Below are 25,028 nucleotides of genomic sequence, written 5' to 3'. Positions count from 1 at the left end.
AATCTTTCTGATATTATAAGAAAATCACCCATCGACGCACCCTCTCAGTAGACAGACCGCCCTTAGTCGTAGATTTTCTTGCAATATCAGGATGCCTATTCTTCGAGGTGCAAGCTTTCTGATATTATAAGAAAATCACCCATCGACGCACCCTCTCAGTAGACAGACCGCCCTTAGTCGTAGATTTTCTTGCAATATCAGGATGCCTATTCTTCGAGGTGCAAGCTCTCTGATATTATAAAAAAACCGTTCAGAAAGTGTCAAACTATGGAAAGCAGTCCTAAGTACCGACGACCTTTCCCGGATCAATAACCAGCGGCTGTTCGACATGGCTGCCAAGAATGCCGTACTTAGGCTGCAAAGGCCCAACTTCGTATCCCAAAGCAAGCTTTACGGCCAAATACGGAAAATTGATTCCCGATAGACAGGATACATGCAGGCCACCCGACATACGCGGATTGATTTCCAACAGTTTGGGGACGTCTCCGCGGTATTTCATCTGGATGTTGAAATTGTAAGGAATGCGGTATGCCTCCGCCACATCCTGCGCAATTTTCAGCAGTTCGGGATGCTCCTCCAGCAATCGCAAACGTCCGCCTGCCTTACGGCGCGGCACGGCGGCGAGCAGCTCTCCATTCCCGCCCGCAAGGCAGTCGATGCTGTATTCGTAGCCCTCTAACCGTTCCATCACCATCGTTTTAGGGAAAGCTTCCACCGAGGAGAACGCATCAAGCGCGTCTTGGTAAGAAATGCGGTTCTGCGCATGGCCGAACAGCTCCTGTAATCGATCCCGGCTGTTATCAATCACCCGGAAGCCCATTCCGCCTTCCCCGTTGCAGGGCTTGAAGCATACTTCGTGCCCACGGGCAGAGAGGGCTTCGTACGCTTCCCGAAACTCGGCGGCATTGCTTGCCGTGAAGTACTCGGGAATGCTCATGATTCCTTTCTCCCGGACGGATTCGTAGAACCGGTCCTTCTCCATAAGCTGCTCCAAAAGCTCTGTATCCGTGCAAACGATGACTTTGGTGCCGATCTCTTCGAACAGGTGCACATGCCTGCTTATATCAAGCATGTTCCAGCGAGGGATAAAGACATCAATTTGGTGTCGGCGGCAAAAATCCAGACAGAAATCTACATATTCCCTTCCAGTGACTTTCGGTTCCACTTCCGCATAATCGCATCCCTGCAGCGCCATATTTCCAGGATCGGAATGCGTGCCGTAAATTTCGAACGGCATCCCATCCTCGTTGTTACGGATCAAATTCATGTAGTGATATGCAACCGAGAACCAGCGATTAAAATAAATGCGCACTTTGCTCATGAGGCAGCCTCTCCCGTCAATGCTTGATGTGTTGTCCGTACATAATCCACGATCTCGTTTGCCGCAAATATGCCGGCTTGTTCCGTAAAACGATATGGGATTTGTTCAGGATAGCGCTGCTTCTCCCGATATAACTCGCCATGCCGCGGGGCTATCGCATAGTCGGCAGCATCCAGGAGGCAGCGATCCAGCAAAGAATCCCCTGAGGCAAGGACCGGCCCGCCTCCAACCTGCTCTCGCACATAAGCCACGGCATCCCACTTGTTCACCGCCGAGGGAACAAGGTATAATTTGCGCCCCTGAATGGAAGCTTCCCAGCCCAAACGCCCAAGCTGTTCGATCTTTTCCATGACTGCCTCCAGCGGCATGCGATCCCGATGAATGACGTATGCGTAGAACAGCCCGTCGCACAATCGTTCTCCGGCCACCCAATCCGTATTCAGTATAGGTTCAATAAGTCGTCTCGCTTCTTCGGGCGCTGCGGACTCTTCCATCAGTCTGGCCCGAACACGCTTATGCCACGTTTGATCAACAAGTCCGTCGACCAGAATATTTCCACCATTGCTGGTGATGGCAAAGGACGGCAAGAGGTCTTGTTGAAAAATAGCAATCCGCTTATACTGTTCGACTGTTCGAGTCGTCACCGGGATAAAGGTAACCTCTTCTGCAAGCGCCTGAAGCTGCCTCAGGGCAACTTCAGACATATAAGCGGACAGTTCCCCCTTAATCCATTCCGCAGGCACAAGCCCAGGGGTTTCTTCCGACACTCCCATCGAGCGGCGGGAATAGATCAACGTCTGATCCAAATCGCTGGCATAGATCATTCTCCGCCCCCCTTAACCGATTGAATGATTCCGCAACAGGAGTACGTTAGTCCGGGAAATACTTCCACAGGAACGTTACGATCCTTCGCAAGCAGCATGATGTGCTTCAAATTCGGATTATCGGGTGAATCAATGAGGATTTTCCAAGGAACACGCCGCAGCAGCACTCTTGTGGTTTCCCCGATTCCGGGCTTCACCATATTGACGTCATCAATGCCGAATGCCTCTTGAATGGAACGGATATCCTTCATGCCTTGCCAAGTCACCGCAGGGGGATGCAGCAGCGCGTCTTCTGCCTGCCGCTGCGCCAAATCCGACACTTCGGCGAAACAGCTGGATATTCTATCGACGAAATGCCGGGACAAATCGGATTCGGACCACTCCTTGTACCACTTGGCACCATGGAAATCCTCCGGTCCGATCAGGTCGTCCCGCAGAACCGTCCGGCTCATTAATCCGGAGACGGTCGAATTCAGGCAGGCGCTTGGAATGAGGTAGTCCTCTCGCGTGCCATAGGTGGCGGAACATTGTCCCGGATCTGCAAGCACGGCCAGATCGTCATCGAGTCTGATTCCGTATTGTTCCTCCAGCATACGGCAAGCGTCCATCAGAACATGGCGTATCGCCCCCTTGCCCGTCCATCCATCAATGAATTGCAGTCTGGCATCTGCTCCATGCTGCTGCAAAATATAAAGAATCGCATTCTCGTCGATGCCTTTGCCACGAATGATCGAAATGCTGTAATGGGGAAGATCCCGATTCGTTTTCATTTTAATGTAGCGTTTGATCAAAATGCCGATCGGCGTCCCTGCGCGCGCAAGCGATACCAGAACCGGTGGCGGCCCCTGCTTCCGCAAAATCATCTCGGCTACCGTGGCGGCAGCCAAAGCCACTTTCGCGGCGGAGTGTTCAAGCGTTTCATGAAACAAAGCTATATATTCATCCGTAGGGTGATATTCCACAGGCAGCATTTCCGAATAATGCACGCCTGATTGAATGGCATGTTCACGTTCCTCGGTCTCTTTTTCCAAATTCACATTACTTAGGTCCTTTAACAGAAAAACAACGTCAGACGGGTCATAACTCCCCATCGGTACAGGCGGGTTCACCTTACGCTGCATGACTTGCTCAATAACGGATACATTCATGCCCCAGCTTCATCCTTCCTCTGAAATACCGCAGTACACCATATGGATGTGCTCACATCCAAGGCCCGACAATGCATCGATCATCGGCTGCATGCGTTCCTTCGGCATCTGTCTCTCAACCAGGACAAAAATTTCGTCATACTGCCCTGGCACTACATTATAGATATAATTCATCACGGTCGGGTCCTCCGGCGAAGCATAACTCTTTCCGGCAACAACAGCATAGTCAGGTCTGTCGATCGTTTGAATCGGACTGCGGGTAGTCGATTGATAATAAATCCCTTCTCCCATCTCCGCCGCAACTCTCATTGGAATGTACATGAATTCCCCTGTGCCCATGACCAGTGTTCGTTCTCCTCTTCGCCGTTGGCGCAACATCTGGGCGATATCGGAAAGATCCGAACGCAGTTTAGCATTATCAGTCGATTGGATCCCGAACCTTCCCGTCATTCTGACATAGGGACCGGAGCAGCGGCGTCCTTCCGAATCCGCGGATTCCATGATGACGGAGTCCAGCTTGTCCGCTACGGATATGTGGTTGATATTCGCGCGTTCAGCGTCGTGACGGATCGGTTTCATTGGTTCTAAACGTGGTTCTCCTTGTACCCAGAACTTGCCTTTAAGCAAACTCAAAGGAATAATCTCGATTCCCAGCTCGGCTTCCAGTTCGGCGAATCGGCGCTCATCTGCCTCGGTTCGCCAGTCAAGCAGGGATGCAATGTAATACCTGGAACGCGGATACTGCCGCTGGATGTCCCGTATAATGTTTAACGTTGTATTGCCTGTAGTGATTTCATCATCCACCAGAACAAGAGGCCCTGTGCCTTCCAGTGCTTCCCTTTCAAGAGCGTAACAGCGATGAGCAGTAGCATGGGAATGCTCCTCTTCGAATCGGATATTCGGCTTCACATCCGGGAAATATTCCCTTGTCGAATGAATATACGTCGCGTGTTCCTTAAACATCTCATACATGCTGTGCCCAAGAGCCGTGGCCGTTTCCGCAAAACCGACGAAACGAACCTTTTCCGGCAAAAGCATGCCCGCATCAAGCAAAACTTCATAGGCTTGCTGCGCATGGTCAGCATCCGTGATCCCCCTGAATATCTGCCGCTTCCATTCGGATATCCGTTCATCCGCTCCCTGCACGCAATCTTCATATAATAATACCGCAAGTGCCGCTCCGCTCAGCAACGAACTGTACGGATTAACGGGAATATGTTTGCCGAGTACCTTGCTCACAAACAGAAAAGAGCGCTTTTTGTTGATCCGGGCGGCCATGGAAAACAAGCATTCCAACGGGATCTGCAGCGGATTGTGCGCAGCTTCGACCGTCACGCTGAACGTATCAAGAATAGGAAACGTATGAGTGCTGGTGCTTGGGCAAGAGCCCGACATAGTGCTGCTGTTCATGTAACACCCCATATATTTTTGATCGGATTAAAATACGACGAGCCCAACTTAAATGTGGTTTGATTTCATTCATTTTGTTGGTGTAAGTGCTTTTGAAAACACCTAAAGTACCGTCGTTCCGCGCAATGATCTCTTGAGCATCCATATATTCTTCATGCGTTACGACGTACATAGCCTGTACAAGCTTGATGTGTGACGGGTGGATAATCGTCTTGCCGACGATGCCATTCTCCTTGTCCAACATCACTTCCTTCATCAATCCATCCATCGAGTTATTGATATATTTCATTCTCAAACTCCGGCCTGTTCTGCCTAACGATTCTTCAAACGGAGTCTGGCGCAACTGCGGTTTGAATATCCTTTCCCGTTGGCTAAAATACTCCCAGACCGGTCCGGATATGACGTATCCACCGTCTATGCGTCCGTAGAGATTGATGATATCCGCTATGCAATCCCGGATGATCGCCACATCATAGATCGTTATCTCAGGACTGCGCCGTAAACCGAACAAGCTAGAAAAATCGGTAGCACCGATCCGGACATTCAGCACGTATTCCGCATATTCATCAATAATACGTTTAAGATGCACCAGCGTTTCCCAACGAGTCTCACGGTAGATGATTTCGGCCGTTTCCATGATGGGCATTGCATACAACACCGGGGATTCAGAAGATTTCTGACGGTTATATTCCCGGATCAGACGGAGATAAGCTTGGCCGTTCTCCACCCCGAATTTCGGCAAAGCTACGCCTGTTAGCAGGGATACCCGATCTCCAAGCACTTCAAGTAGACGTTCCAGCTGTTCCGGTGTCCGAACTCTGACAAAAAGCAAAGGAAGCCGTTCCGGAAGCAACCTTCCCGTATGCAGATCCTCTTGAATTCGGGAAAGGGATTGTGCTAGACGATGCTCCGCCAATTCAACCTCCCCATCCCCTACAGCATCTTCCAGATCCATAATAATGGTCGTTAACCCTTCGTGTTTGCCGCTTAAAATATCGTCCGCAATATGGGGACGCGTGGCCGGCATATAGAGGGCGGCTCCGACAGCGTAGGCCAGCATGTCTTTTGATGTCAGACGATCGAACGGTTCTGGTGAAGAATAGAAGAGGGAGGCCTCCTCGTCCGGGTTCAAAAAACTGAAGTATTTCAAAATATCCTCTCCTTGCTCTGTAGCTTGAGGCGATCTGCACTGTTTGCGATTCCGTCCGAGTATAAAAACCAATCCCTCCAAGATGACGGAGGGATTGATAAATTTTGATCTTTGTGTGAACAGGTTATTAAACCTGGCTTTTGTTTTGTTTTTTGTTTCGAATCGAACTGAGAATCATCGTTCCAACAAACACTGCGATCAACAGCGAGAAGAACGCCACGTTCGGGATGTGAACCCCAAATGCGCTGAGCATCATCTTGACCGAAATGATGGCAATCAGAATGAATGCCGCCTTCTCCAGTTCGGGAAACTTGTCAATCAGGCGCAAGAATACTTGTGCCACTCCACGCATCATGAGAACCCCGATGATGCCTCCAAGGAAGAGAACCCAGATCTGTTCGCTGACGCCGAACGCTGCAATGACACTATCAATACTGAATGCAATGTCCATCAGTTCGACCATAAGCACCGTTCTCCAGAAGGAATATTGCTTGCCTTCCTGCTGTTCTTCCGCTTCCGATTTGAACAAGCCTTTGTACGCGATATACAGGAGATATAGTGCTCCAAGCACCTTGATCAGCGTAAACTTCACTAAGAAGGTACCCAAACCGATGGCAATGAACCTGAAAATGTACGCTCCAAGAATACCGTAGAACAAGGCCCGTTTTTGCTGGTCTTTCGGCAAGTGCTTGACCATAACCGCGAGCACCAGCGCATTATCGGCAGACAATAATCCTTCAAGCAAGATCAATGTACCGATAATCCCCCAGCTCACCGGATCGGATAATGTAGCTACGATCTCGGTCCAGGAGAAGAAATGCCCGTAATTCTCGCTAATGCTTCTAAAAAAATCACTAAACATGAAAAGGCGGCCTCCGCTAATTCAAAATGTTATTTACTTCCGGCTGTCCAGCGCATGTTCCAGCCATGTGCCCGGTCCAGATCGCGATGTCCTGGATAAAACTCGACAATCCGCTCAATGCTGAACGTCTCGTCATTTTGATTGCTGAACATGGCTATGCCGCACATGCCATGAGAACTGCCATACTCGTTCATCCGAACGATAATATCCGGACCGTCCTTTTGGTATATCGTGACTACCCCGTCGGCCTGGGACCAGTTGGCAACTCCATCATAAATGTACGTAAATACAAGAATCCGTTTAATCTCGGATATGCGTGCACCATTAATGCGAAGATTTTCGCCTGTTTTGACCGATCCGGTACGATCGTCGCCATCCAGAGCAATATACGGGAAGCGATTCAGTGAACCAAAGGATTCTCCCAGGGCCTGAACAACCCCTTTGCTCCCATCCTTCATTTCGTACAGGCAGCCGAGATCCAAATCTACACCTTTGCTGCGTCCAAACAGCCCGCGGCTTGTCTGTTGGTTCCAGTTCAGATTGATCAGAATCTCGCCGAGTCCGCCCGCGTTTTTCTTCAGATTGATGGAATCTCCCTTTTTCTTCAGCTCAATTTTGCTCAGATTCAATTCCGGCTTGGGCTGAGGCGGCGGTGCGGGAGGGGTTGGAGGCTGCGGAGCAGGAGGAATCGGTGCTGGCGGTACCGGTTGCGAGGAGGAAGAACTGCTATCAACATCCACCCCGAAATTTCCGCACAACGCATTCAGTCCTCCGGCAAATCCCGCACCGACCGCGTTGAACTTCCACTCCCCGTTATGCCTGTACAATTCTCCGATCACGATCGCCGTTTCCACCGTAAAACCGCTGTCCAGATCGTAGTTCAATACGTCCTGCCCATTAGCGGCATTGGAAAAGCGGATAAAGGTGTTCTGTACCTGTCCAAAGTTCTGATTTCTCGAATCGGCATCATAGATGGTCAAACTGAACGCAATCTTCTCGATCCGGGCAGGAATGCGGCTTAGATCGATGTCGAACTGTTTCTTGGCAGGAGCGTTTGCCGCGTCTTTGTACGTAATGAACTCCGTGGACGGCTGATTATAGAAAATGAAATCCGCATCGCCGGATACTTTGCCGTTCGCCCCCAACAGGAATGCGGAAGTATCCAGATCAAGCGAAGAAGACGAATTCCAGCCGATGCTTACCGTCATTCGCGCAAGTCCCGGGTTGGTCTTGGTCAGGTCCGCCTTCTGCCCTTTAACGACAGTTACAGCCATAGTCAATCACCTTTCCTGTCAGTTCTTCCTTACTGCGCATCCAAACCGTAGTTTTTGCAGAGCGCCGCGAGACCGCCGGCAAACCCGCTGCCAATGGCTTGGAATTTCCAATCGATGCCTGAGCGGTAGAATTCGCAGAATACCACTGCGGTTTCCGTGGAGAAATCCTCTCCAAGATCAAAACGCAGCACCTCGCGGTCGCTCGAGGCATCCACAACACGCACGAATGCGTTCGAAACTTGACCGAAATTCTGGCCACGGCCCTCATAATCATAGATCGTTACCGTAATGCCGATCCGCTGGATGTGAGCAGGCACTTTGCTGAAATCAACGATAATCTGCTCATCATCGCCTTCGCCCTCACCCGTACGGTTGTCTCCTGTATGGGTAACGGAGCCGGCTCCGCCTGTAGGGTTGTTGTAGAATACGAAATCATCCGCGCCTTTGGCTTTGCCGTCCTCATGCAACAAAAATGCGGAAGCATCAAGGTCAAAATCGGCACCGCCGCTATATTTGTTCGTATCCCAGCCCAATCCGACGACAACTTTCGTCAAACCCGGATTTGTCTTTGTAAGATCGATTCTCTGTCCTTTTGCCAAACTGATTGTCATTATTCATACCTACCTTCCCTTAAAATTCGTGATGCAGGAATCCAAAAAACGGAACTCCTGCATCAAACAGTCTTACGAAATAAATCCTCATCCTCGATTTTTATCCCTGAAAAAACGCTGCGCAGAGTAAACCGCACAGACGGCTCCTTACTTATTGCAAACCGTAATCACGAGTCAGCCCCAGCAGACCATCCTTGTAGCCGCTGCCGATCGCGTTGAATTTCCATTCGCCATTGTGACGATACAATTCGCCGACAACGACGCCTGTCTCGATCGAGAAGTCCTCTCCCAGGTCAAAACGGATCAACTCTTCGTTGTTCGCTTCGTTTACGATCCGGGCATAAGCACGGGATACTTGACCAAAATTCTGGTTGCGCTCTTGCGCTTCATAGATCGTGATCGTGAACGCGATTTTCTCAACGTTCGCCGGAACGTTCGGCAGGTCGATTTTGATTTGCTCATCATCGCCGTCCCCTTCTCCGGTACGGTTGTCGCCCGTATGTACAACGGAGCCATTTTCATTTTGCGGGTTGTTGAAGAAGATGAAGTTTTTCTCGCCTTCCACTTTGCCTGCCGCATTCGCGCAGAACACGGATACGTCCAGGTCGAAATCTTTACCGCCATCATACTTGTTGGTGTCCCAACCGAGTCCAACCGTGATTTTGGTCAGGCCGGGGTTGGACTTCGTCAAATCCACTTTTTGACCTTTTGACAAATTGATTGCCATTATTCTCATCTCCGCTTCGAATATAATGTTTGAACCTGAATGCTATCAACCTTCCATATCCAAACTAAAATTGTATGATCACGTATAACGGCGGGCCAACTCATCGATATGTACCGCATGATCACCCTCACCGATTGCGGAAAACTTCCATTCGCCATTATGTCGATACAACTCTCCGCAAATGAGAGCCGTCTTGCCGGCATAACTCTCAGAAAGGTTAAATCGAACAAGCTCCTCAGAGCCCCGTGCATCGAGAATACGGATATAGGCACGTTCGATCATTCCGAAATCCTGCTTACGGTTGATGCAATCGTAAATGTTGACCACAATGAGAATTTTGTGCACATCGGCAGGAACGGCCGTCAGGTTGATTTTGATCTGCTCGTCATCTCCCTCGCCTTCGCCGGTAAGGTTGTCCCCACTGTGAACGACGGATCTGCATGCGCTCTGCTTATTATGAAAACAAACGAGATTGCTCTCCTTCGTTAACCTGCCTTGATCGTCAAGCAAAATGGCCGAGGCGTCACAATCGATGTCCGCCTGTTTCTTTCTTCCGAAAAAACCACGGGCCACGACAGGATCCCATCCCAATCCGGCAATGATGTGAGTCAGGCCTGTCTTTCCTTTGGTCAGGTCAATCTTCTGTCCTTTAACCAGACTGATTCCAGCCACTGATACTCACCTCCTTTCAATAATGATTCAAAGCCATCCCGAAGTCTGTCTTTCAGCCTGTATTAAAGGTTGAATTCGCCTGGATTCAGACCAAGCACCGTGCATATCTCGGCTACAACTTGCCGTTCCTGATCGTCGAAATTCCCGTCTGCTGCACCAATGGCGCTGCACACACCTACAATGACCCGAGCAACTTCAGGTTTGGATTTAAACTTGCCGATCGCTTTTAATGCCTCTTGTTTCCCGATCTGCGGAGAAAACTCGAAGTTAGACACGTAGTAATTGAAACGCTCGATCACGACAGCCATGTCGAATACTTTCAATTCCTGGCTCAAATTGATGTATCCGGCCATCTTGTTCTTCTCCGATGCGTCGATCGTGCCGTCCGCAAACGCTACCAACGCGCAGCCAGCAACAACGGCATCCATAAAATCTTTGTTTTTAAACTTTTTGACCTGGTCCTCAAGTCCTTGTTTAGCTGTATTCAACCAATTACGAAATGAGCTCATCCTGATCCTCCATCTACTTTTTTTCATAATTACGAAAATTCAAGAGATTAAAAAAAAACCAATTTCTCGTCTAAAAAATGATAGAAATCAAAGTTAATTATTCCTCTACTATACTCTTTTTTTTGTCATTTTTCTACATATAAAAGTAAAATATTACTCTCATTACACCCCATGTAATCAAAACGACATCCTATTTCGACTTTTTTTCCACAATACCCCAATATGTATTTCGCATGATGTCTCCCCATGATTTCATCATAAGAAAAAAGAACTACAATTACATGAAACAAAATAACCCGGGCATTGCAGCCCAGGCACATTTGCTTTCTCCCATTTGTACTCTGCTTCTCCGTTCCTCTACGCCTCGCAAGAGAGGTCCTGACACTCCGAAGAATTCCATGCGAAGGTTAGCCGATCCGGCTGTGCGAGATTACTTCGCTTTCTCAAAATCCGCCTGCTGCTGCTGATAAATCTCGTAGAAATCGTCCCATACCAGCACGTTGTCCTTCTCCTTGCTCCACCAATCCTTGTACCAGGCCTCGATTTCCGGACCGCCTCCCTGCGCCCACTTCTGCCGGGCTTCCGTGTCGGCCTGTTCCACCGTATATTTGCTGCCGCCGATGATCGAGCGGGTATAAATGTCGTTAATCGCCGTCGTTACGTTGGTGAGCTTCACCTGCAGCTCCTTCGGCAATTGCGGCATATGCTCCGAATGCGTGACTCCCTCGCCGACCGGCAGATCGCTCATGTACACTTCCCGCGCTTCCTTGAAAAGGCGAAGACCTTCCTTCTGCGACGGAATATCGTCGCTGAACAGCATCTCGGTATACCCGCATTTGCCTTCTTCCAAGCGGCTGTACAGCATGGAATAATCTCCGGCCCAGCTAACTTCCTGCTTGTATTTCTCCTGGTCGGAGATGCGCGGGCAGCCTTCTTCGTTGAGCGTATAATGCGTGCCTTCAAAGCCGTTCTTGAAGGTCCGGCCCGATTCGGTTTTGGTCAGGAAATCGATGTACTGCATGACGGCTTCGGGATTTTTGGCACGGGCATTGACCACGGCGGTCATTTGCACCGGGTTGTTCCAGACCATCGTATACTGCCCCACCGACGTTGACGGCAGCGCAATGACCTTCAGCTTGGCTTCGGGAACGTTCTGCATCAATGTATCCAGTTCTTTGGCGGCAAAACCGGTATAATCCGAAGTCATCGCGGCATACATGCCGATTTTTCCGTTCAGGAAATCCTGTTTGGACTTGGCTCCGTCCTTGTCGGTAAGGAAATCTTTGTCGACCACGCCCGCCTCGTAGAGGGCACGTTTGAAGGCCGTCGCCTCTTTCATGTGGTTCGGCCCAACGACGAGCTCGCCGTTCTCCACGTTCACCCAGTTGGCATTAAACATGTAGCGGAACAGTCCGGCCGTATCCCCGAATTGGAGGCCGCCGATGCCGTATGTATCCTTCACGCCGTTCCCGTCCGGGTCCTGTTCCGCAAACGCCTTGGCCACCGCAAGCATCTCCGCTTCGTTCGTCGGCACGTCCAGATTCAGCTTCTCCAGCCAATCCTCGCGGATAAAAAAGCTGGTCAACGGAAACACCTCGTTCATGCGGCCGACTTCGTACAGCTTGCCGTCGCTCTTGATGCCCGCCTTCCTAAGCTGCGGGTATTTCTCCAGCAGCGCTTTGTATTCCACGCTCGAATTCGCGATCAGGTCATCCAGCGGCATCAGCTGCTTCTGATTGAACAGCGTGTTGCGGATCGGCGTCCCGAATTCGAAAATGACGTCCGGCGCGCTGCCGGAAGCAAAGAGCACATTCAGCTTGGACTGCGATTCCCAGCGCGGAACGGCCGTATATTTTACGTTCACGGGACCGTTCTCGTTGATCCATTTGGACCACATGTTGTCCTCGATCGTACCCATGCCGCTCGGCACCGCCCCGCGGTCATAGATCGTCGACGTAATGCTGCCGCGCGCTCCTTCCCCATCCGCCGGTGAGCCTTCCCCGTTTCCGCCGCCGCAGCCTGCCAGCACTCCGCCAATCAAGCCGAGTACAAGCCCCGACTTCAACCATGCCTTGATCGAAACCGCCATAGATCAGACCCTCTTTCTTTGTATGATATGAAACGAAACTGCCTGAACAACCGAATGCCGATTCAGTAACATCACATCAGCCCTTGATGGAGCCAAGCATGACGCCTTTCACGAAATACTTCTGCAAAAACGGATACACGGCCAGAATCGGAATCACCATCACGATGACCGCGGCAGCCCGGATGCCTTCCGGCGTCAGGTTGGAAATCATCGTCGGATCGGTGAAATCCTGCACGTTCAGATTGGACATGATCATGTTCTGCACCAGCACCGTCATGTTGTACTTCGACGTATCGTTGATATAGATCATGACGCTCATGAACGAATTCCAATAGCCGACGCCGTAAAAGAGCGCAATCGTCGCCAGCAGCGGCTTGGATAACGGCAGCACGATGCGGAACAGCAGTCCCAGCTCGCTGCAGCCGTCGATGCGTGCCGCCTCATCCACTTCGCCGGGCAAATTTTCGAAATACGAGCGCATGATCAGCATATTGTACGTGCTTACCAATCCCGGCAACCACAGTGCCCCGTAGCTGTTTACGAGCCCCAGGTTCTGCACGACCAGATAGGTGGGAATCAAGCCCCCGTTGAAAATCATCGTGAACACCATCGCCATCGTGAAAAAGCGGCGGTGATAAAAATGCCTGCGCGACAGCGGATAAGCCGCCATGATCGTAACGGCCATGCTGAGCCCCGTGCCGATCAGCGTGATTTCCACGCTGTTCCAGAACGCGTTCAGGATCGGGGTGCCCGTTAGCAGGCTTTGATAGGAAAACCACGTAAAATCGACAGGCCACAGTCCGACCTGGCCCGACAGCACGGCCCTGGCGTCGCTCAGCGACAACGCTATAATATTGAGCAAGGGCAGGATGCAGCTCAGGGCGACCAGCGACAACAGCGCGTAATTGACGATGTAGAATATTTTTTCTCCACGGGTCGTTCTCACGTTCCCCCTCCTCACCACAAACCTTCGTTAAATCTTCTGGCAATATAGTTGGCGCAAAAAATGAGGATGAACGCAACCAGCGACTCGAACAATCCCATAGCCGTGGTCAGGCTGAACTGCGCTCCCTGAAGCCCCGTACGGTAAATGTACGTGCTGATGACGTCCGCGACCTCGTTGACGTTGGAGTTCTGGAGCATGTAGACCTGATCGAACCCGACCTCCATGACACGTCCCATCGACAGGATCAGCAGCAGGATGATCGTGGACCGGATGCCCGGAAGCGTCACATGCCAGATCTGCCGCAATTTGCTCGCCCCGTCCATCTGCGCCGCCTCGTATTGGCTCGGATCGATGGTCGTCAGTGCCGCCAAAAAAATAATGGCGTTGAAGCCCATGTCCTTCCAGATGCCCGAGCCGACGAATACGGCGATCCAGGAGCCTTTGTTGTACATGAACGGGTACGGTTCCCCCCACCATGCTTCGACCCAGCGGTTGACGATGCCATTCTCCAGCGAGAATACGGTCATAATCATCATCGCGATGATAACCCAGGAGAAAAAGTGCGGCATGTACACGATGGTTTGCACCGACCGTTTGAACGCCATGTTCTTGACCTCGTTCAGCATGATCGCCAGCACAATGGGAATCGGAAAACCCACGATGATGCTGAGCAGGCTGAGGAACAGCGTATTGCGGATAATCTCCACCGTGCGCGGGTCGCTGAACAATGTTTCAAAATGCAGGAATCCTACCCAAGGGCTGTTCCAGAGGCCATCGTAGAAATTGTAGTCCTTGAAGGCGATGACCAGCCCGCCTATCGGGGCATATCGGAAAATCAGGTAAAACAGGACCACAGGCAAAAACATCAGGATCAGCGGAATGTTCATTTTGAATCGTCTGATTCGCTGCTGCCGAATTCGTTCTCTTACTTCGCTCTCGGGCGTTTGAAATCCGGGCGGTCCTGCGGTAAGCTGCCCTTTCATATGCCTCCTCCTCTCTCGGCTGTTGTGTACATAGCTGTATTGTAGAAAATTATGTAAGCGCAAACATTCGATATTTACCGATCCTTTATCAAATTTCTACGCAAAAAAAGCTCCCGCTTGGGGAGCTCTGCCTATCCTTCACGGCCATGCTGCTTGCGATAGGCCCGCGGAGATAACCCGGTCAACTGTTTGAATACGGTCGTAAAGTAGCTCGAATTATCGAACCCGGTCTGTTCCGCGATGGCCGCCATGCTCTGGCGGGTGTTCTGAAGCAGCAGCTTGGCCTTCTCGATCCGCAGCTTGCTGACATACTGGCTGAATCCTTCGCCGGTTTCCTTTTTGAACAGGTGGCTGAGATAGTTGGGAGTCACATGGACGTGGGCGGCGACGGTTTGCAGCGTGCAGCTTCCGGCATAGTGCACGTCGACGTAGTTCATGACCCGCGTAACGACATGATCCTGTTGTTCCCTCAGGAGGCGCTCCAGCAGGTGCAGCCACTCCTCGCTCTTTCGGCGGGACCACGCCACCACCTCCGGCATGGAGTGCATCCATAGTAATGGATCCGTTCCTCTGGCAGCGCCATCCGCAGGCTCCCTGAAATTGAAGTGCTGCGTCAGCATGTCTTCCATGACCTGCAGCAGCCTGTGAATTTCGGCTTTGCCATCCGGCAGCGGCATGCGCGAGGCCTCGTCCAGCCATTCCCCGACACGCGCCTCCAGGGTCTCAAGCTGCCTGCTGAGCAGCAGCCCCGTCAACTCCGTCTTCCATCGTTCGATCCGTTCCTGTTGATTGAATTGGTTCATGATGTGCAAATCGGCTTGCTTGCGGCGAAACCTGTCGTACGCTTTGCGCAGCACCCGGCACGCTTCGTCCAGAGAGAACGGCTTGAGCAGAAACTCAATGGCGCCATAACGAATGGCGCGCTGTGCATACTCGAATTCCCGGTATCCGGTCAAAATGATGATCATGACGTCCTGGCCGCGGTCATGAAGACGCTCGGCCAAGTCCAGCCCGTTCATCACCGGCATGTTGATGTCCGTGATGATCAGATCGGGCGAGCAGCGGTCCACGACCTGCATGGCCTCCTCCCCGTCCGCGGCCTCGCCCACGACTTCCCAGCCCAGCGGATTGCTGCCCACCATATGAACCAGGCCCTGACGGATCAAGGCTTCGTCATCGACTACCAGCATACGTCCATTCACTGTATCGTCTCGCCTCCTTGTTCGATATGTTCCCCTTCCACCTGATTCGTCAGGTACGGCAGGCAAAGACGAATCAGCGTTCCCTGCCGCGCGCCGCCGGATTCAATCTGAACCCCGTAAGGCTCCCCGTGAATCAATTCGATGCGCCGGAGAACGCTGCGCATGCCGATATGCTGGCGCTCTTCCCCGGCTTCTTCCATCGGAGCCATAATGCGCTCGATCGTCCTTTCATCCATGCCGCAACCATTATCCTCAACTTCAATGATAAGCATCTCCGGCTCGCCTGGTTGCGCATCCTTCATCCGGGCACGAATGTGCAAATGGCGGTTGTTCTTTTGGTTTGCAAATGCGTGCACAAAGACATTTTCCACAACAGGCTGCAGCAGCAGCCGGATCATCTCGCAGTGATGCAGATTTGGCGGCACGGAAATGACGACCGATAATTCCTCGGGATACCGCGCCTGCTGAATCTGCACATAATGGTTGATTAACGTCATTTCGTTCTCCAGCGTGGTCATCTTATGGACGGGCTCCAACGTATACTGAAGCATTTCGGACAGCGCCGTGACCAAGCGGGCGGATTGCTCGTCCCCGAGCATATAAAATTTCCAGAAAAACATGCTCAGCGTGTTATACATGAAATGCGGATTCAACTGGGCCTGAATAGCTTTGAGTTCCGCCTGCTTCTCGCTCAACTCGCGCTCATACACCTCATGGATCAACGTATCGATCCGGGAAGCCATCGCGTTGAACCGTTCCCCGATGAATCCCAGCTCATCCGACGTCTCGACGGGAACGCGTGTATCGAACCTTCCGTCCCTCACCCGCTTCATCGCATGGACCAGTCTGGCCAAGGGGCGCAATAATCTGCGGCTGACGACCGTGATGATGATCCAGGAGCACAGCACGCTGGCCGCCGCCGAAAAGACGGCCACCTGCACGATGATTTTGCCTTTTTGCTGGATCTGGGCCAGGGACACTTTGCTCACCAGCGTCAGCTTGGCTTTGTCCGACGTCTGTTTCGTGTACAAATGGGTCGTCCCGTTTTCATCCCGGATCTCCGTGGCTCCCATGTTCAGCCGGGTAAGCGGCGGGGGATCGGCATCCTGGTTGCGAAACGCGTAGATCATCTCTCCGTTCCCGTCCAGCAAATAAGCCGCCACATCCTCGTTCAGGCGCAGGTCTTTGAGATAGGATTCGAACAAGGACGTGTTGAACAAAATCAGCATTACGCCATAGGTTTCCAGGTCCACCGATTTCATCAATCGCCCGGCCATAATCCAGTTCGACTTCTCCTCCTGCGCGAAGGCATCCTTATTCAGGCGGTTCCAGACATACTCTCCGCCCGTTCCCTCCAGCTTATGAACGAAATCCGCCAAAAAGGCAGGGTCCATCTGTTGAAAGGAGCCGGCAAACGTGCCAAGATTGAACATATTTCCCTTCAGGTCGTAAATGCGGATTCCCATAATTTCCGGCGCATCGAGACGAACCTGATAGAGTTGGTCATCCAACTCGTCCTCCAGCTTCATCTGGTCGTACGAGGAAATGCCTGCCACCTGGTCCTTTATGGCGTTCTTCACCGAAGGGTTCAGCGTGATGTAATCCGTCACCTTGTACATGTCGTTCACCCTGGAGTCGAGCCTCGCCAGCACCTGTTCTGCCGTCAATCCGTATTGGCGGCTGACTTCTTCGTTAAACAAGTCGATATGGATGCGATAGGTGATCAGCCCCGTTAATCCCGAGATGACCACCGTAGCCACAGATAAAATCAATATCAGCTTCGTCCTGAATTTAAAGCGTTTCCAAAAACGTCCTCGCCAAAGCATCAGCACCGATCCCCCTGCTCCGAGCCTCATGGCTTTCCTTGTAAAAAGATACCATACCCCTTCCCAAAAAAACAGAAAAACTCCGACCGTGTCATCTTCGGTCAGAGCCGTTTATGTTGGGTATATTTTATGGAGTCGCAGTATCTTCCTGCTCGGCCAGTGCGTTCTCCAAACGTTCCTGCTCATTCGTTGACAGCAAAATATTAAGCAAACCCATGGCATTGTTGGTCGCGGTTCTTGCTTCCTTGTAGGTCTCTGCGAAGGCCGTCTCATCCTGTTCCGGATCGATGGCGGCCAACCTGCCCCATGCCTGACGGGCCTTATCATAATGCTCGCTTAACGTAATGTCATACGGATGCTGGGCGACGGGAGCCATGGAATCAAATTTCGCCGCAGTCTCAAAAAAGTTCATGGAATCCCTGAACGAGCTGCTGGCGTAGTCCTTGTCGTTCATGGCTTTCTCGGTAAGCAGCAGCCCCTCGCGGGATATAAACAATGTTTTGACCATCGCCCGCTCCAAATTGGTTGCTTCCTCCCAGGTCACATAGGAGACATCAGGCGCCTGTGCCGTTGTAAAAAACGGAAAGGCATCGTCAATCAGACGCTGGGAATCGCTATGAATCGGTATGCCCGTATTCATATCCACCACGGCATCGCTGTAATTGGCGATGTTAATGTTTTTTGCATCGTTCTGGCTAACCCGGCGGACCGGGTGATCGGACAACGGCACGCGTATGTATCCAAGACGGTCTGCGTACTTCTCCTGCAGCTCTTCCAGGGTTGAATCAAAGCCGATTTTCCCTTGATCTGCAGCAGCATCCGCAGTCCCGGTTCCCGAATCGGATGTGCCTGCAGACGTACTTGATACATCTTGCGAATCTCCATTTCCCGCTGCAGGCGAATTCGAGCTTTCGGCTGCCGTTGCTGCCCCGCCTTGCCCTGCAGCAGACGAATCCGTCTCCTTTGCCTTCCCTCCGCATGCTGTCAGCATGACGGCTAGCACACTGACCACCGCAATTAAACGGATAGATCGATTCCATTGCATCATTCATCTTCCCCTTGTCCTTGGTTGTACGCACTTTCATATAACAAGCATGGTTCATACCCAAAACATGGTGTACATTCTATCATAAGTTTGCTAGCAGAGGATATCAGACGATGTACCCGTGCCTTTCGGTGGCCTTTCCTTCATTTCATGGATCATTAGAATTACATAAGATAACCCTTGTCCAAGCCTTTCTTTAGAGAAAAACAGACCGCGTTTTCAGCGATCGACATTCAAATCGAGCTTCGTTGACCGCAAGAATAAATCACACTAGGTCACTACGAGTGCAGTACCATCTCCCAATCGCTGTTATCCCCAGATTTTTTCGAATCCCCTTTTTCAAAGGGAAAATCCAGTGAACAGTCTATGCTTCCGATGCAGCTTTCTTTCAGAAAGCTTTTAAGCGACCGCTTCGCTTCTCCAGATTGGTTCTGCCTCTCCGTAAACGTGTGCATGTTTTTTGCGGTTCATATAGTCTAAAAAAAGCGCCATTCTCCTTGAAGAGAATGGCGCTGATGCCCAATTTATTTGATCCCTTTGGCTTTCTCCATATGCTCTGCACGGATCTCGGAGTTCGTTGCATTGGCCGCGCACAACAACTCATGAATCGTTTGAATATCCTGTTCCGAATATCCCTTTCCCGTAGATTCGGTCTCCAGTTTTTCCGTTTTGCGAACGATGGTTTCTACCAACTCGTGATCGTAGACGACCAGTTCATCGGATTGCATGTAACGGACATCCGGGTCTACGCTGATGCGGCAGCGATTCGTAAACGTGACGACGGAGACGATTCGTATGCCTGCGTAATCGCCGAGGTGCGCCTGAATGGCCTGAACATGTCCCCGATGCTGCATGAGCGGGTTGTACATCTTGACTTTGCTGGTGCTGACCGTCCAATTGGCATCCCGCCGACCGCCGCGAATCTCCCCTGTGGTCATGCTGCGCGTCTCGATCACGAATACGCACCTCGGGCCAATGACGACATGATCCACCTGCGAATATCCCGAACGGGACTTGGAGTTGGGCACAAGCAGGTCGTTCAGGTGTTTGTAGCCATCCGGCAGAAGGTTTAACCGCTCGGCCGTTCTTGGCTCCTCGATGGCACTTAACCATTCCGAATCGATGCCCTTTCGCCGGCTGCGGGAACGTCTTAATGCTGCCGGGGCGCTTTCTTTGAGCGAACGTGTCGAAACCGCGACATTGTCGGCCGGCGCTGGTTGCGTCTTGAACAGAGACAGGATTCTCTTGAACATGGGCAAGCTCCGTTCTATAGGGAATATGAATCATAAAAAACTGGTTTATTATGTAAATACATTCGAGCAAACCGTATGTAGATCCTTCATTTCTTATTTCGGATGATTCGCGGCAAAATTAAAGGGGAATTTCCGATTTTGCCCGGTTTTTTTACGCATACCTATGAATATTTAAACAATTTTGTGACTTTTGACTCATATTTGTGCGAAAAAACGTGTCCTCATGTTTTTATAAGGACACGTTTTTAGAGATGCAATTCATTTTCCAGTTCAAGATGCTTTCGGGAAACAGACCTTGCTAATCTTTAAGCTTGCAAGTAATACGTATATAACACCTGAGTGCCTTTTTCGTCGAGTCCGTTCCGGGCTATTTCCTGATACAGCGACTCAGCCAGCGCCAATCCTGGCGTTTTCATGCCCATGGCCTTGGCAGATTCCAGTGCAATGCCCATGTCTTTAATAAAATGCTTCACGAAAAATCCAGGCTCATAGTCGCCTGCAATCATGCGGGGACCCAGGTTGCTGAGCGACCAGCTGCCCGCTGCTCCCGTAGCAATGCTTTGGAGCACGTTTTCGGGGTCCAACCCGGACGTTCTGGCGTACGCCAACGCCTCGCACACCCCCATCATGCCTGAAGCAATGGCAATTTGGTTGCACATTTTCGTATGTTGGCCTGCCCCTGCTTTTCCTTGCAGCACGATATTGGTTCCCATGCACTCGAACAACGGACGTACGGCTTCGAAATCTTCCCTTTTGCCACCAACCATGATGGACAGCTTCGCATCGCGGGCTCCGATATCGCCGCCCGATACAGGCGCATCCAGCACATGCAGCCCTTTCGATTCCGCGGCTTCCGCGATTCTCTCAGCGAGCAGCGGGCTGGAGGTGGTCATATCGATCAAAAACGTTCCGGTTTTGGCGCTCTCCAGCAAACCGTTCTCTCCCAGATAAATCTCTTCCACATCTTTCGGGTACCCGATCATGGTAATGACGACATCACATGCGGCGGCAAGGCTCGCCGGCGTATCATGCCAGATGGCGCCTTCCTTCACCAGCTCTTCCGCTTTGGAAGCGGTTCGGGTGTACACATGAAGTGGATAACCGGCCTTTTGGATATGTCGGGCCATACTTTTGCCCATCACGCCCGTACCGATAAATCCGACATGCGTCTCGCCAGGTGTTTTCGAATGGATCATCGCAGGTTTCCTCCCATTTTCTCTATGTTTTGCTTGGATGCTTGTTCAACACTTGCTTAGTTCAATGTTATAGCTTTTGGCCGCTTCCGTCCATCCTTTGCAGCCGCTCCACATTAAATACATCATGCAGGAATTGAAATTCCATATGCTGCACATCCTAACGCATACTTCCTTGATCTCTTTCGAAAGGAGGCTGCGTCCTTGAACCACTCCAAAAACCAGATTACCATCTGGTTGTCCTTTTCCATCATTTTGCTGAGTGCCGGCCTCGTATGCCACGTCTTGTCCATTTCGGCGATCCTGGAAACGGCAGGAAGGGACGGTTGGCTTTCCGTCGTGGCTGCCGCGCCGCTCTTCATGCTGTTCCTTTGCATGCTGTTCATTATCGTTCGCCGAATTCGGGGTCAGCGATTGACGGACTGGATCAGTCGCGAATTCGGCATCATTCCTTCATGGATTTTTCGGATTACCGCCGTCATTCTGCTGCTGTCCTTGGGCACTCATACGCTGTATGAAACGACCAACTGGACGGTGTCGACCTACCTTCAGTTCACTCCGCCATACGTTCTGGCCGGGGGCGGAGCGCTCGTAGCCGCCTGGTCTGCCGCCAAGGGCATTCGCTCGATTGCCATGACCTCCAGCCTGTTGCTGCCCTTCGTCATTCTCCTGGGTTATTTTGTCGCGTCCGCCAACTTGAAGTACAAGGACTACTCCCTGCTGTTCCCGCTCATGGAAAACGGATTTGAGCCTGTCTGGAGAGGCATGTTCTATTCCCTTGCCGGATTGATGGAGATTTGGATTCTCATGCTGTTCCAGCATGACATCCGGGGCAAGATCCGCTGGTGGCATTTATTGCTGCTTGGTTTGTTCATTCTCAGCATGGCCATCGGGCCCACAATCGGCGCCATCGTTGAATTCGGTCCCGAGGAAGCCGCCAAGCAGCGCATCAGCCCTTATGAGCAGTGGAAGCTCGTGAACATCGGCAAGCTTTTGCAGCACGTTGATTTTCTATCCATTTACCAATGGCTTAGCGGTTCCTTTGCCAGACTTGCCATCTCCATTTACTTAATGGTGGACCTTCTGGATATTCGCAAGCCAAAGAAACGATACATCGCCATTTTATCCATCGCCTGCATGATGAGCGCAATGGCCATGCAATGGTGGCGGATCGACTATGTCGACTATTACGTAAAACACATTCAGTTTCCGGCCATGCTCGCTTACGTGTCCATCGTAACGATTCTGTTGACCCTGGCAGCGCTCATACACCGAAAGGACAAGGAGGTACCGGATCATGGCAGTCACGACTCCATCCAACACAAATAACCGCACCGAACCATTCCGGTTGAACGAACATCACCTGCGAACATTCTTCTCAGACTCCGACGACGTAATCATCGCCAGCCACATGATCGGGGACGCTCCTGCCCAAATCGTCATGGTTTATTGCAGCGGCATGGTAAACAGCAAGGAGATCCAAGAGACCATTCTACCCGCCATGGTCGATGCCTACGAGAATACCCGCTTCCTTCGCGTTTCGGATATCGAAAAAGCCGTGCGCATCCAATGGACGCGCCTTGATCTGCAGGACCCGGCATTCGGCACCGAACTGATGTCCGTTCGCGTGTTTGAAGGCCACATGCTCATCGCAATCCCTTCCCTGCAGGCGATATGGAGCATCGACATCTCGAATATGCCGACCCGTACCCCGGACGAGTCCTCGACCGAGGTGTCCATTCGCGGAGCCAAAGACGGATTCATCGAACCGATCGCGGTCAATGTGGCCCTCATCCGCTCGCGTGTGCGCACCGCCCAGCTTGCCTGCAACTTCGAAGTCATCGGCACGCGGTCCCCGACGAAGGTCGCGCTCATGTATCTCAAAAACATTGCCAATCCGGAACTCATCGAACATGTCCAGAACCGTCTTCGGCAAATCAAGACCGAACGGCTTATCACCGCCAACCAACTGGAAGAATTGTTGTCTCCCTCAAAAGTCACGCTGTTCCCGGTAACCCATTATACGGGGCGACCTGACTTTGCCGCCGAATGCTTGCTCAACGGACGTTTTATTCTGATCGTGGACGGAAACCCAAGCGTCATTATCGGTCCGGTGAACCTGTTCCTGCTGCTCAAATCGCCGGAGGATGCCAATTTCCCTTTCCTGTCGGTGAACACGGGGCGTTTGCTGCGCTTTTTTGGCCTGCTGACCACAATCTTCCTTCCGGGTTTCTATATCGCGCTGACTTCGTACCATATGGATCAGCTTCCGTTTCCGCTCGTCGCCACCATCTCTGTCGGACGGATGGGGCTGCCTATGGAATCCGGCGTGGAAATGTTCCTGATCATGCTGTTGATGGAGCTGTTCAGAGAGGCCGGGGTACGTTTGCCCAGCGCGATCGGGCAGACGCTGACCGTCGTTGGCGGCCTGATCATCGGGGATTCGGCCATCCGCGCCGGCATGGTCTCGCCGCTGATGATCGTCGTCATTGCGGTCACCGTCGTCGCCGGAGCAACCGTCGTCAACCAGGTGATGACCAGTTCCGTCCTTATACTGCGTTTCCTTTGTTACGTGCTCGGCGCTTCTCTGGGCATTTTTGGCTTCATCCTGTCACTGATCCTGTTCCTGATCTACCTGACAGACCTCAAATCGTTCGGCATTCCCTACTTGACGCCATTGACTCCGCTGAATTTCAAACAAGCCGTCGCGGCGCTCTTCAAGCTGCCTAAAGGGTTCAACAAACGCAGGCCCGTCTATCTGGAAACGCAGGAGCCGAACAAGAAAGGAAAGCGGCCATGAAACATATGCTGCGCAGAAGTTTGCTTGGCATGGTGTCGTTGTCCCTGTGTCTTCTTACAAGCGGGTGCTGGAGTTCATTCGAAATTCAACAGGTGGATTACGCCAAAGCATTCGGCATCGACTACAAAGACGGAATGTACCATCTATACATGCAGTCCCTGGATTTTTCAAGCATCGCCAAAAGCGAGGGTTCCGGCAAAACGTCTTCGCCGCCTCCGGTATGGGTCGGCCATGCCGAAGGCAAAACGCTAAGTCTTGCCCTGAACGAGCTGTTCCGAACATCCCAGCTGCACATCGCGTGGGGACACGTCACTTCCATCGTCATGGCCGAGAGCGTGTTGACCAGCAAACATATTAAAGAAGTTTTTGATATGGTGGGGCGTTTTCCCGAATCCAGATATACGGTCTGGGTATACGGCACGCGGGAGCCTTTGGAAAAAATTTTGAGCGCAACATCCATCTACAACTTGAGTCCGCTGGACAGCATTCTCCATAATCCGCTGCCAAGCTACATGGAAGAATCCCTTTTTCCTCCAGTGCTCGGCTTTCAGCTGATCGCCACGCACAACGATCCGGCAACGACCACCTATTTGCCATGTATCGCGCTGAATGACAACCATTGGACGGAGAACGAAAAGAAGCAAGATCTGTTTTATATCGAAGGGGCATTTTTCGAAAAGTCGGGTTCCTCGTTCGAGTATTTCCCCCATAGCCAGCTTCCGGGCTATCATTGGCTGCGGAAGGACATGAGAAGGGCTGCCCTGCTCCTGCAAAAGGACGGCGAAATCTACGGCGCGTTAAGCGTTGGTCTGCCCAAGATCAAAATCAAACCGATCGTTCAAGGAAACCACGTTGCGTTTGATATCAAAGCCAAGTACCTGACCGCGTTGTACGAATATCTGGTGCCTATCTCGTATGACGAAATGGTCGCGATGAGCGAGGTCAAGCTGCGGGAGCAGATAGTGCAAACCTACCGCCACGGCTTGAAGCGAGGGATCGACATCTTCGGGCTGGAAGAAGAACTATACCGCCAACATCCGAAGCTATGGCGCAAGCTGTCCAACGACGGGAGCAGGCTGATCATCGATGAAGACTCCATCCGGAAACTCGACATTCACCTGACAATCCCATATACTGGAAAATATAAAAGAAAAGTATAGCTTCATCCTGTTGATACCGGATC

Annotated in this window: 22 protein-coding genes; 3 read left to right on the top strand and 19 right to left on the bottom strand. The window is 51.6% G+C overall.

The window, feature by feature from the left end; genetic code table 11:
* Positions 1–280: 280 nt before the first annotated feature.
* The 19 genes from SNR34_RS05075 to SNR34_RS04985 form a co-directional block, all read right to left on the bottom strand.
* A complete protein-coding gene (locus SNR34_RS05075) occupies positions 281–1,321 on the bottom strand; it encodes an ATP-grasp domain-containing protein (protein ID WP_486181315.1) in 1,041 nt (346 codons plus the stop codon).
* A complete protein-coding gene (locus tag SNR34_RS05070; protein WP_486181314.1) occupies positions 1,318–2,145 on the bottom strand; it encodes an HAD family hydrolase in 828 nt (275 codons plus the stop codon). The genes SNR34_RS05075 and SNR34_RS05070 overlap by 4 nt, the downstream gene beginning before the upstream one ends.
* Positions 2,142–3,293, bottom strand: coding sequence for a cysteine protease StiP family protein (locus SNR34_RS05065; RefSeq protein WP_486181313.1), 1,152 nt, complete (start codon positions 3,291–3,293; stop codon positions 2,142–2,144). The genes SNR34_RS05070 and SNR34_RS05065 overlap by 4 nt, the downstream gene beginning before the upstream one ends.
* 9 nt (positions 3,294–3,302) lie before the next feature.
* Entirely contained in the window at positions 3,303–4,703 is a 1,401-nt protein-coding gene (locus tag SNR34_RS05060) for a phosphoribosyltransferase family protein (RefSeq protein ID WP_486181312.1), read from the bottom strand.
* A complete protein-coding gene (locus tag SNR34_RS05055) occupies positions 4,639–5,853 on the bottom strand; it encodes an HpcH/HpaI aldolase/citrate lyase family protein (RefSeq protein ID WP_486181311.1) in 1,215 nt (404 codons plus the stop codon). The genes SNR34_RS05060 and SNR34_RS05055 overlap by 65 nt, the downstream gene beginning before the upstream one ends.
* A gap of 127 nt (positions 5,854–5,980) precedes the next feature.
* On the bottom strand, positions 5,981–6,715 hold the full coding sequence (locus SNR34_RS05050; protein ID WP_236420960.1) for a TerC family protein: 735 nt from the start codon (positions 6,713–6,715) through the stop codon (positions 5,981–5,983).
* 29 nt (positions 6,716–6,744) lie between these two features.
* Positions 6,745–7,989: a TerD family protein gene (locus SNR34_RS05045; protein WP_236420961.1), complete on the bottom strand. Its 1,245-nt coding sequence runs from the start codon at positions 7,987–7,989 to the stop codon at positions 6,745–6,747.
* A gap of 29 nt (positions 7,990–8,018) precedes the next feature.
* Entirely contained in the window at positions 8,019–8,600 is a 582-nt protein-coding gene (locus tag SNR34_RS05040; RefSeq protein WP_236420962.1) for a TerD family protein, read from the bottom strand.
* A 151-nt stretch (positions 8,601–8,751) separates the two neighbouring features.
* Positions 8,752–9,327, bottom strand: coding sequence for a TerD family protein (locus SNR34_RS05035; protein WP_486181310.1), 576 nt, complete (start codon positions 9,325–9,327; stop codon positions 8,752–8,754).
* A 78-nt stretch (positions 9,328–9,405) separates the two neighbouring features.
* On the bottom strand, positions 9,406–9,999 hold the full coding sequence (locus SNR34_RS05030; protein WP_236420964.1) for a TerD family protein: 594 nt from the start codon (positions 9,997–9,999) through the stop codon (positions 9,406–9,408).
* A 62-nt stretch (positions 10,000–10,061) separates the two neighbouring features.
* Positions 10,062–10,508 (bottom strand): tellurite resistance TerB family protein, encoded by a 447-nt coding sequence (locus SNR34_RS05025; RefSeq protein ID WP_236420965.1) that lies wholly within the window; start codon positions 10,506–10,508, stop codon positions 10,062–10,064.
* Positions 10,509–10,938: 430 nt separating this feature from the next.
* A complete protein-coding gene (locus tag SNR34_RS05020) occupies positions 10,939–12,597 on the bottom strand; it encodes an extracellular solute-binding protein (RefSeq protein ID WP_339276293.1) in 1,659 nt (552 codons plus the stop codon).
* A gap of 76 nt (positions 12,598–12,673) precedes the next feature.
* Complete coding sequence (locus SNR34_RS05015) at positions 12,674–13,543, bottom strand: carbohydrate ABC transporter permease (protein WP_236420967.1); 870 nt, start codon at positions 13,541–13,543, stop codon at positions 12,674–12,676.
* Positions 13,544–13,554: 11 nt separating this feature from the next.
* The gene (locus SNR34_RS05010) at positions 13,555–14,430 is read right to left on the bottom strand and encodes an ABC transporter permease (RefSeq protein WP_445259775.1); all 876 of its coding nucleotides are present in this window, start codon (positions 14,428–14,430) and stop codon (positions 13,555–13,557) included.
* Positions 14,431–14,657: 227 nt separating this feature from the next.
* Entirely contained in the window at positions 14,658–15,728 is a 1,071-nt protein-coding gene (locus SNR34_RS05005; RefSeq protein ID WP_486181309.1) for a response regulator transcription factor, read from the bottom strand.
* Positions 15,725–17,554, bottom strand: a complete 1,830-nt coding sequence (locus tag SNR34_RS05000; RefSeq protein ID WP_486181308.1) for a sensor histidine kinase — start codon at positions 17,552–17,554, stop codon at positions 15,725–15,727. Before SNR34_RS05000 ends, SNR34_RS05005 begins: the two co-directional genes overlap by 4 nt.
* A gap of 127 nt (positions 17,555–17,681) precedes the next feature.
* Positions 17,682–18,602, bottom strand: coding sequence for a hypothetical protein (locus SNR34_RS04995; RefSeq protein WP_486181307.1), 921 nt, complete (start codon positions 18,600–18,602; stop codon positions 17,682–17,684).
* Positions 18,603–19,123: 521 nt separating this feature from the next.
* Complete coding sequence (locus SNR34_RS04990; protein WP_236420972.1) at positions 19,124–19,852, bottom strand: nuclease-related domain-containing protein; 729 nt, start codon at positions 19,850–19,852, stop codon at positions 19,124–19,126.
* Between the two features lie 305 nt (positions 19,853–20,157).
* Positions 20,158–21,087 carry an NAD(P)-dependent oxidoreductase gene (locus SNR34_RS04985; protein ID WP_486182397.1) on the bottom strand — a complete coding sequence of 310 codons (930 nt, stop codon included), beginning with the start codon at positions 21,085–21,087 and terminating at the stop codon, positions 20,158–20,160.
* Positions 21,088–21,249: 162 nt separating this feature from the next.
* Between SNR34_RS04985 and SNR34_RS04980 the strand changes: the two genes are divergently transcribed.
* From SNR34_RS04980 to SNR34_RS04970, 3 genes are read left to right on the top strand one after another with little or no spacing between them, the layout of a single operon-like run.
* Positions 21,250–22,374 carry a GerAB/ArcD/ProY family transporter gene (locus tag SNR34_RS04980; RefSeq protein ID WP_339276285.1) on the top strand — a complete coding sequence of 375 codons (1,125 nt, stop codon included), beginning with the start codon at positions 21,250–21,252 and terminating at the stop codon, positions 22,372–22,374.
* Positions 22,343–23,845, top strand: coding sequence for a spore germination protein (locus tag SNR34_RS04975; RefSeq protein ID WP_486181306.1), 1,503 nt, complete (start codon positions 22,343–22,345; stop codon positions 23,843–23,845). The genes SNR34_RS04980 and SNR34_RS04975 overlap by 32 nt, the downstream gene beginning before the upstream one ends.
* Positions 23,842–25,005, top strand: coding sequence for a Ger(x)C family spore germination protein (locus tag SNR34_RS04970; protein ID WP_486181305.1), 1,164 nt, complete (start codon positions 23,842–23,844; stop codon positions 25,003–25,005). The genes SNR34_RS04975 and SNR34_RS04970 overlap by 4 nt, the downstream gene beginning before the upstream one ends.
* Positions 25,006–25,028: the final 23 nt, after the last annotated feature.

The sequence above is a fragment of the Paenibacillus sp. XP01 genome (genome assembly GCF_057364885.1).
The sequence above is the reverse complement of the archived record's forward strand: the minus strand, read 5'-3'. Positions and strand labels throughout refer to the sequence as shown.

What these genes read in the sequence shown, in the direction of transcription:
- SNR34_RS05075 (WP_486181315.1), bottom strand. Translation starts at nt 1,321, where the DNA reads ATGAGCAAAGTGCGCATTTATTTTAATCGCTGGTTCTCGGTTGCATAT.
- SNR34_RS05070 (WP_486181314.1), bottom strand. Translation starts at nt 2,145, where the DNA reads ATGATCTATGCCAGCGATTTGGATCAGACGTTGATCTATTCCCGCCGC.
- SNR34_RS05065 (WP_486181313.1), bottom strand. Translation starts at nt 3,293, where the DNA reads ATGAATGTATCCGTTATTGAGCAAGTCATGCAGCGTAAGGTGAACCCG.
- SNR34_RS05060 (WP_486181312.1), bottom strand. Translation starts at nt 4,703, where the DNA reads ATGAACAGCAGCACTATGTCGGGCTCTTGCCCAAGCACCAGCACTCAT.
- SNR34_RS05050 (WP_236420960.1), bottom strand. Translation starts at nt 6,715, where the DNA reads ATGTTTAGTGATTTTTTTAGAAGCATTAGCGAGAATTACGGGCATTTC.
- SNR34_RS05045 (WP_236420961.1), bottom strand. Translation starts at nt 7,989, where the DNA reads ATGGCTGTAACTGTCGTTAAAGGGCAGAAGGCGGACCTGACCAAGACC.
- SNR34_RS05040 (WP_236420962.1), bottom strand. Translation starts at nt 8,600, where the DNA reads ATGACAATCAGTTTGGCAAAAGGACAGAGAATCGATCTTACAAAGACA.
- SNR34_RS05035 (WP_486181310.1), bottom strand. Translation starts at nt 9,327, where the DNA reads ATGGCAATCAATTTGTCAAAAGGTCAAAAAGTGGATTTGACGAAGTCC.
- SNR34_RS05025 (WP_236420965.1), bottom strand. Translation starts at nt 10,508, where the DNA reads ATGAGCTCATTTCGTAATTGGTTGAATACAGCTAAACAAGGACTTGAG.
- SNR34_RS05020 (WP_339276293.1), bottom strand. Translation starts at nt 12,597, where the DNA reads ATGGCGGTTTCGATCAAGGCATGGTTGAAGTCGGGGCTTGTACTCGGC.
- SNR34_RS05010 (WP_445259775.1), bottom strand. Translation starts at nt 14,430, where the DNA reads ATGAACATTCCGCTGATCCTGATGTTTTTGCCTGTGGTCCTGTTTTAC.
- SNR34_RS05000 (WP_486181308.1), bottom strand. Translation starts at nt 17,554, where the DNA reads ATGCTTTGGCGAGGACGTTTTTGGAAACGCTTTAAATTCAGGACGAAG.
- SNR34_RS04995 (WP_486181307.1), bottom strand. Translation starts at nt 18,602, where the DNA reads ATGATGCAATGGAATCGATCTATCCGTTTAATTGCGGTGGTCAGTGTG.
- SNR34_RS04990 (WP_236420972.1), bottom strand. Translation starts at nt 19,852, where the DNA reads ATGTTCAAGAGAATCCTGTCTCTGTTCAAGACGCAACCAGCGCCGGCC.
- SNR34_RS04975 (WP_486181306.1), top strand. Translation starts at nt 22,343, where the DNA reads ATGGCAGTCACGACTCCATCCAACACAAATAACCGCACCGAACCATTC.
- SNR34_RS04970 (WP_486181305.1), top strand. Translation starts at nt 23,842, where the DNA reads ATGAAACATATGCTGCGCAGAAGTTTGCTTGGCATGGTGTCGTTGTCC.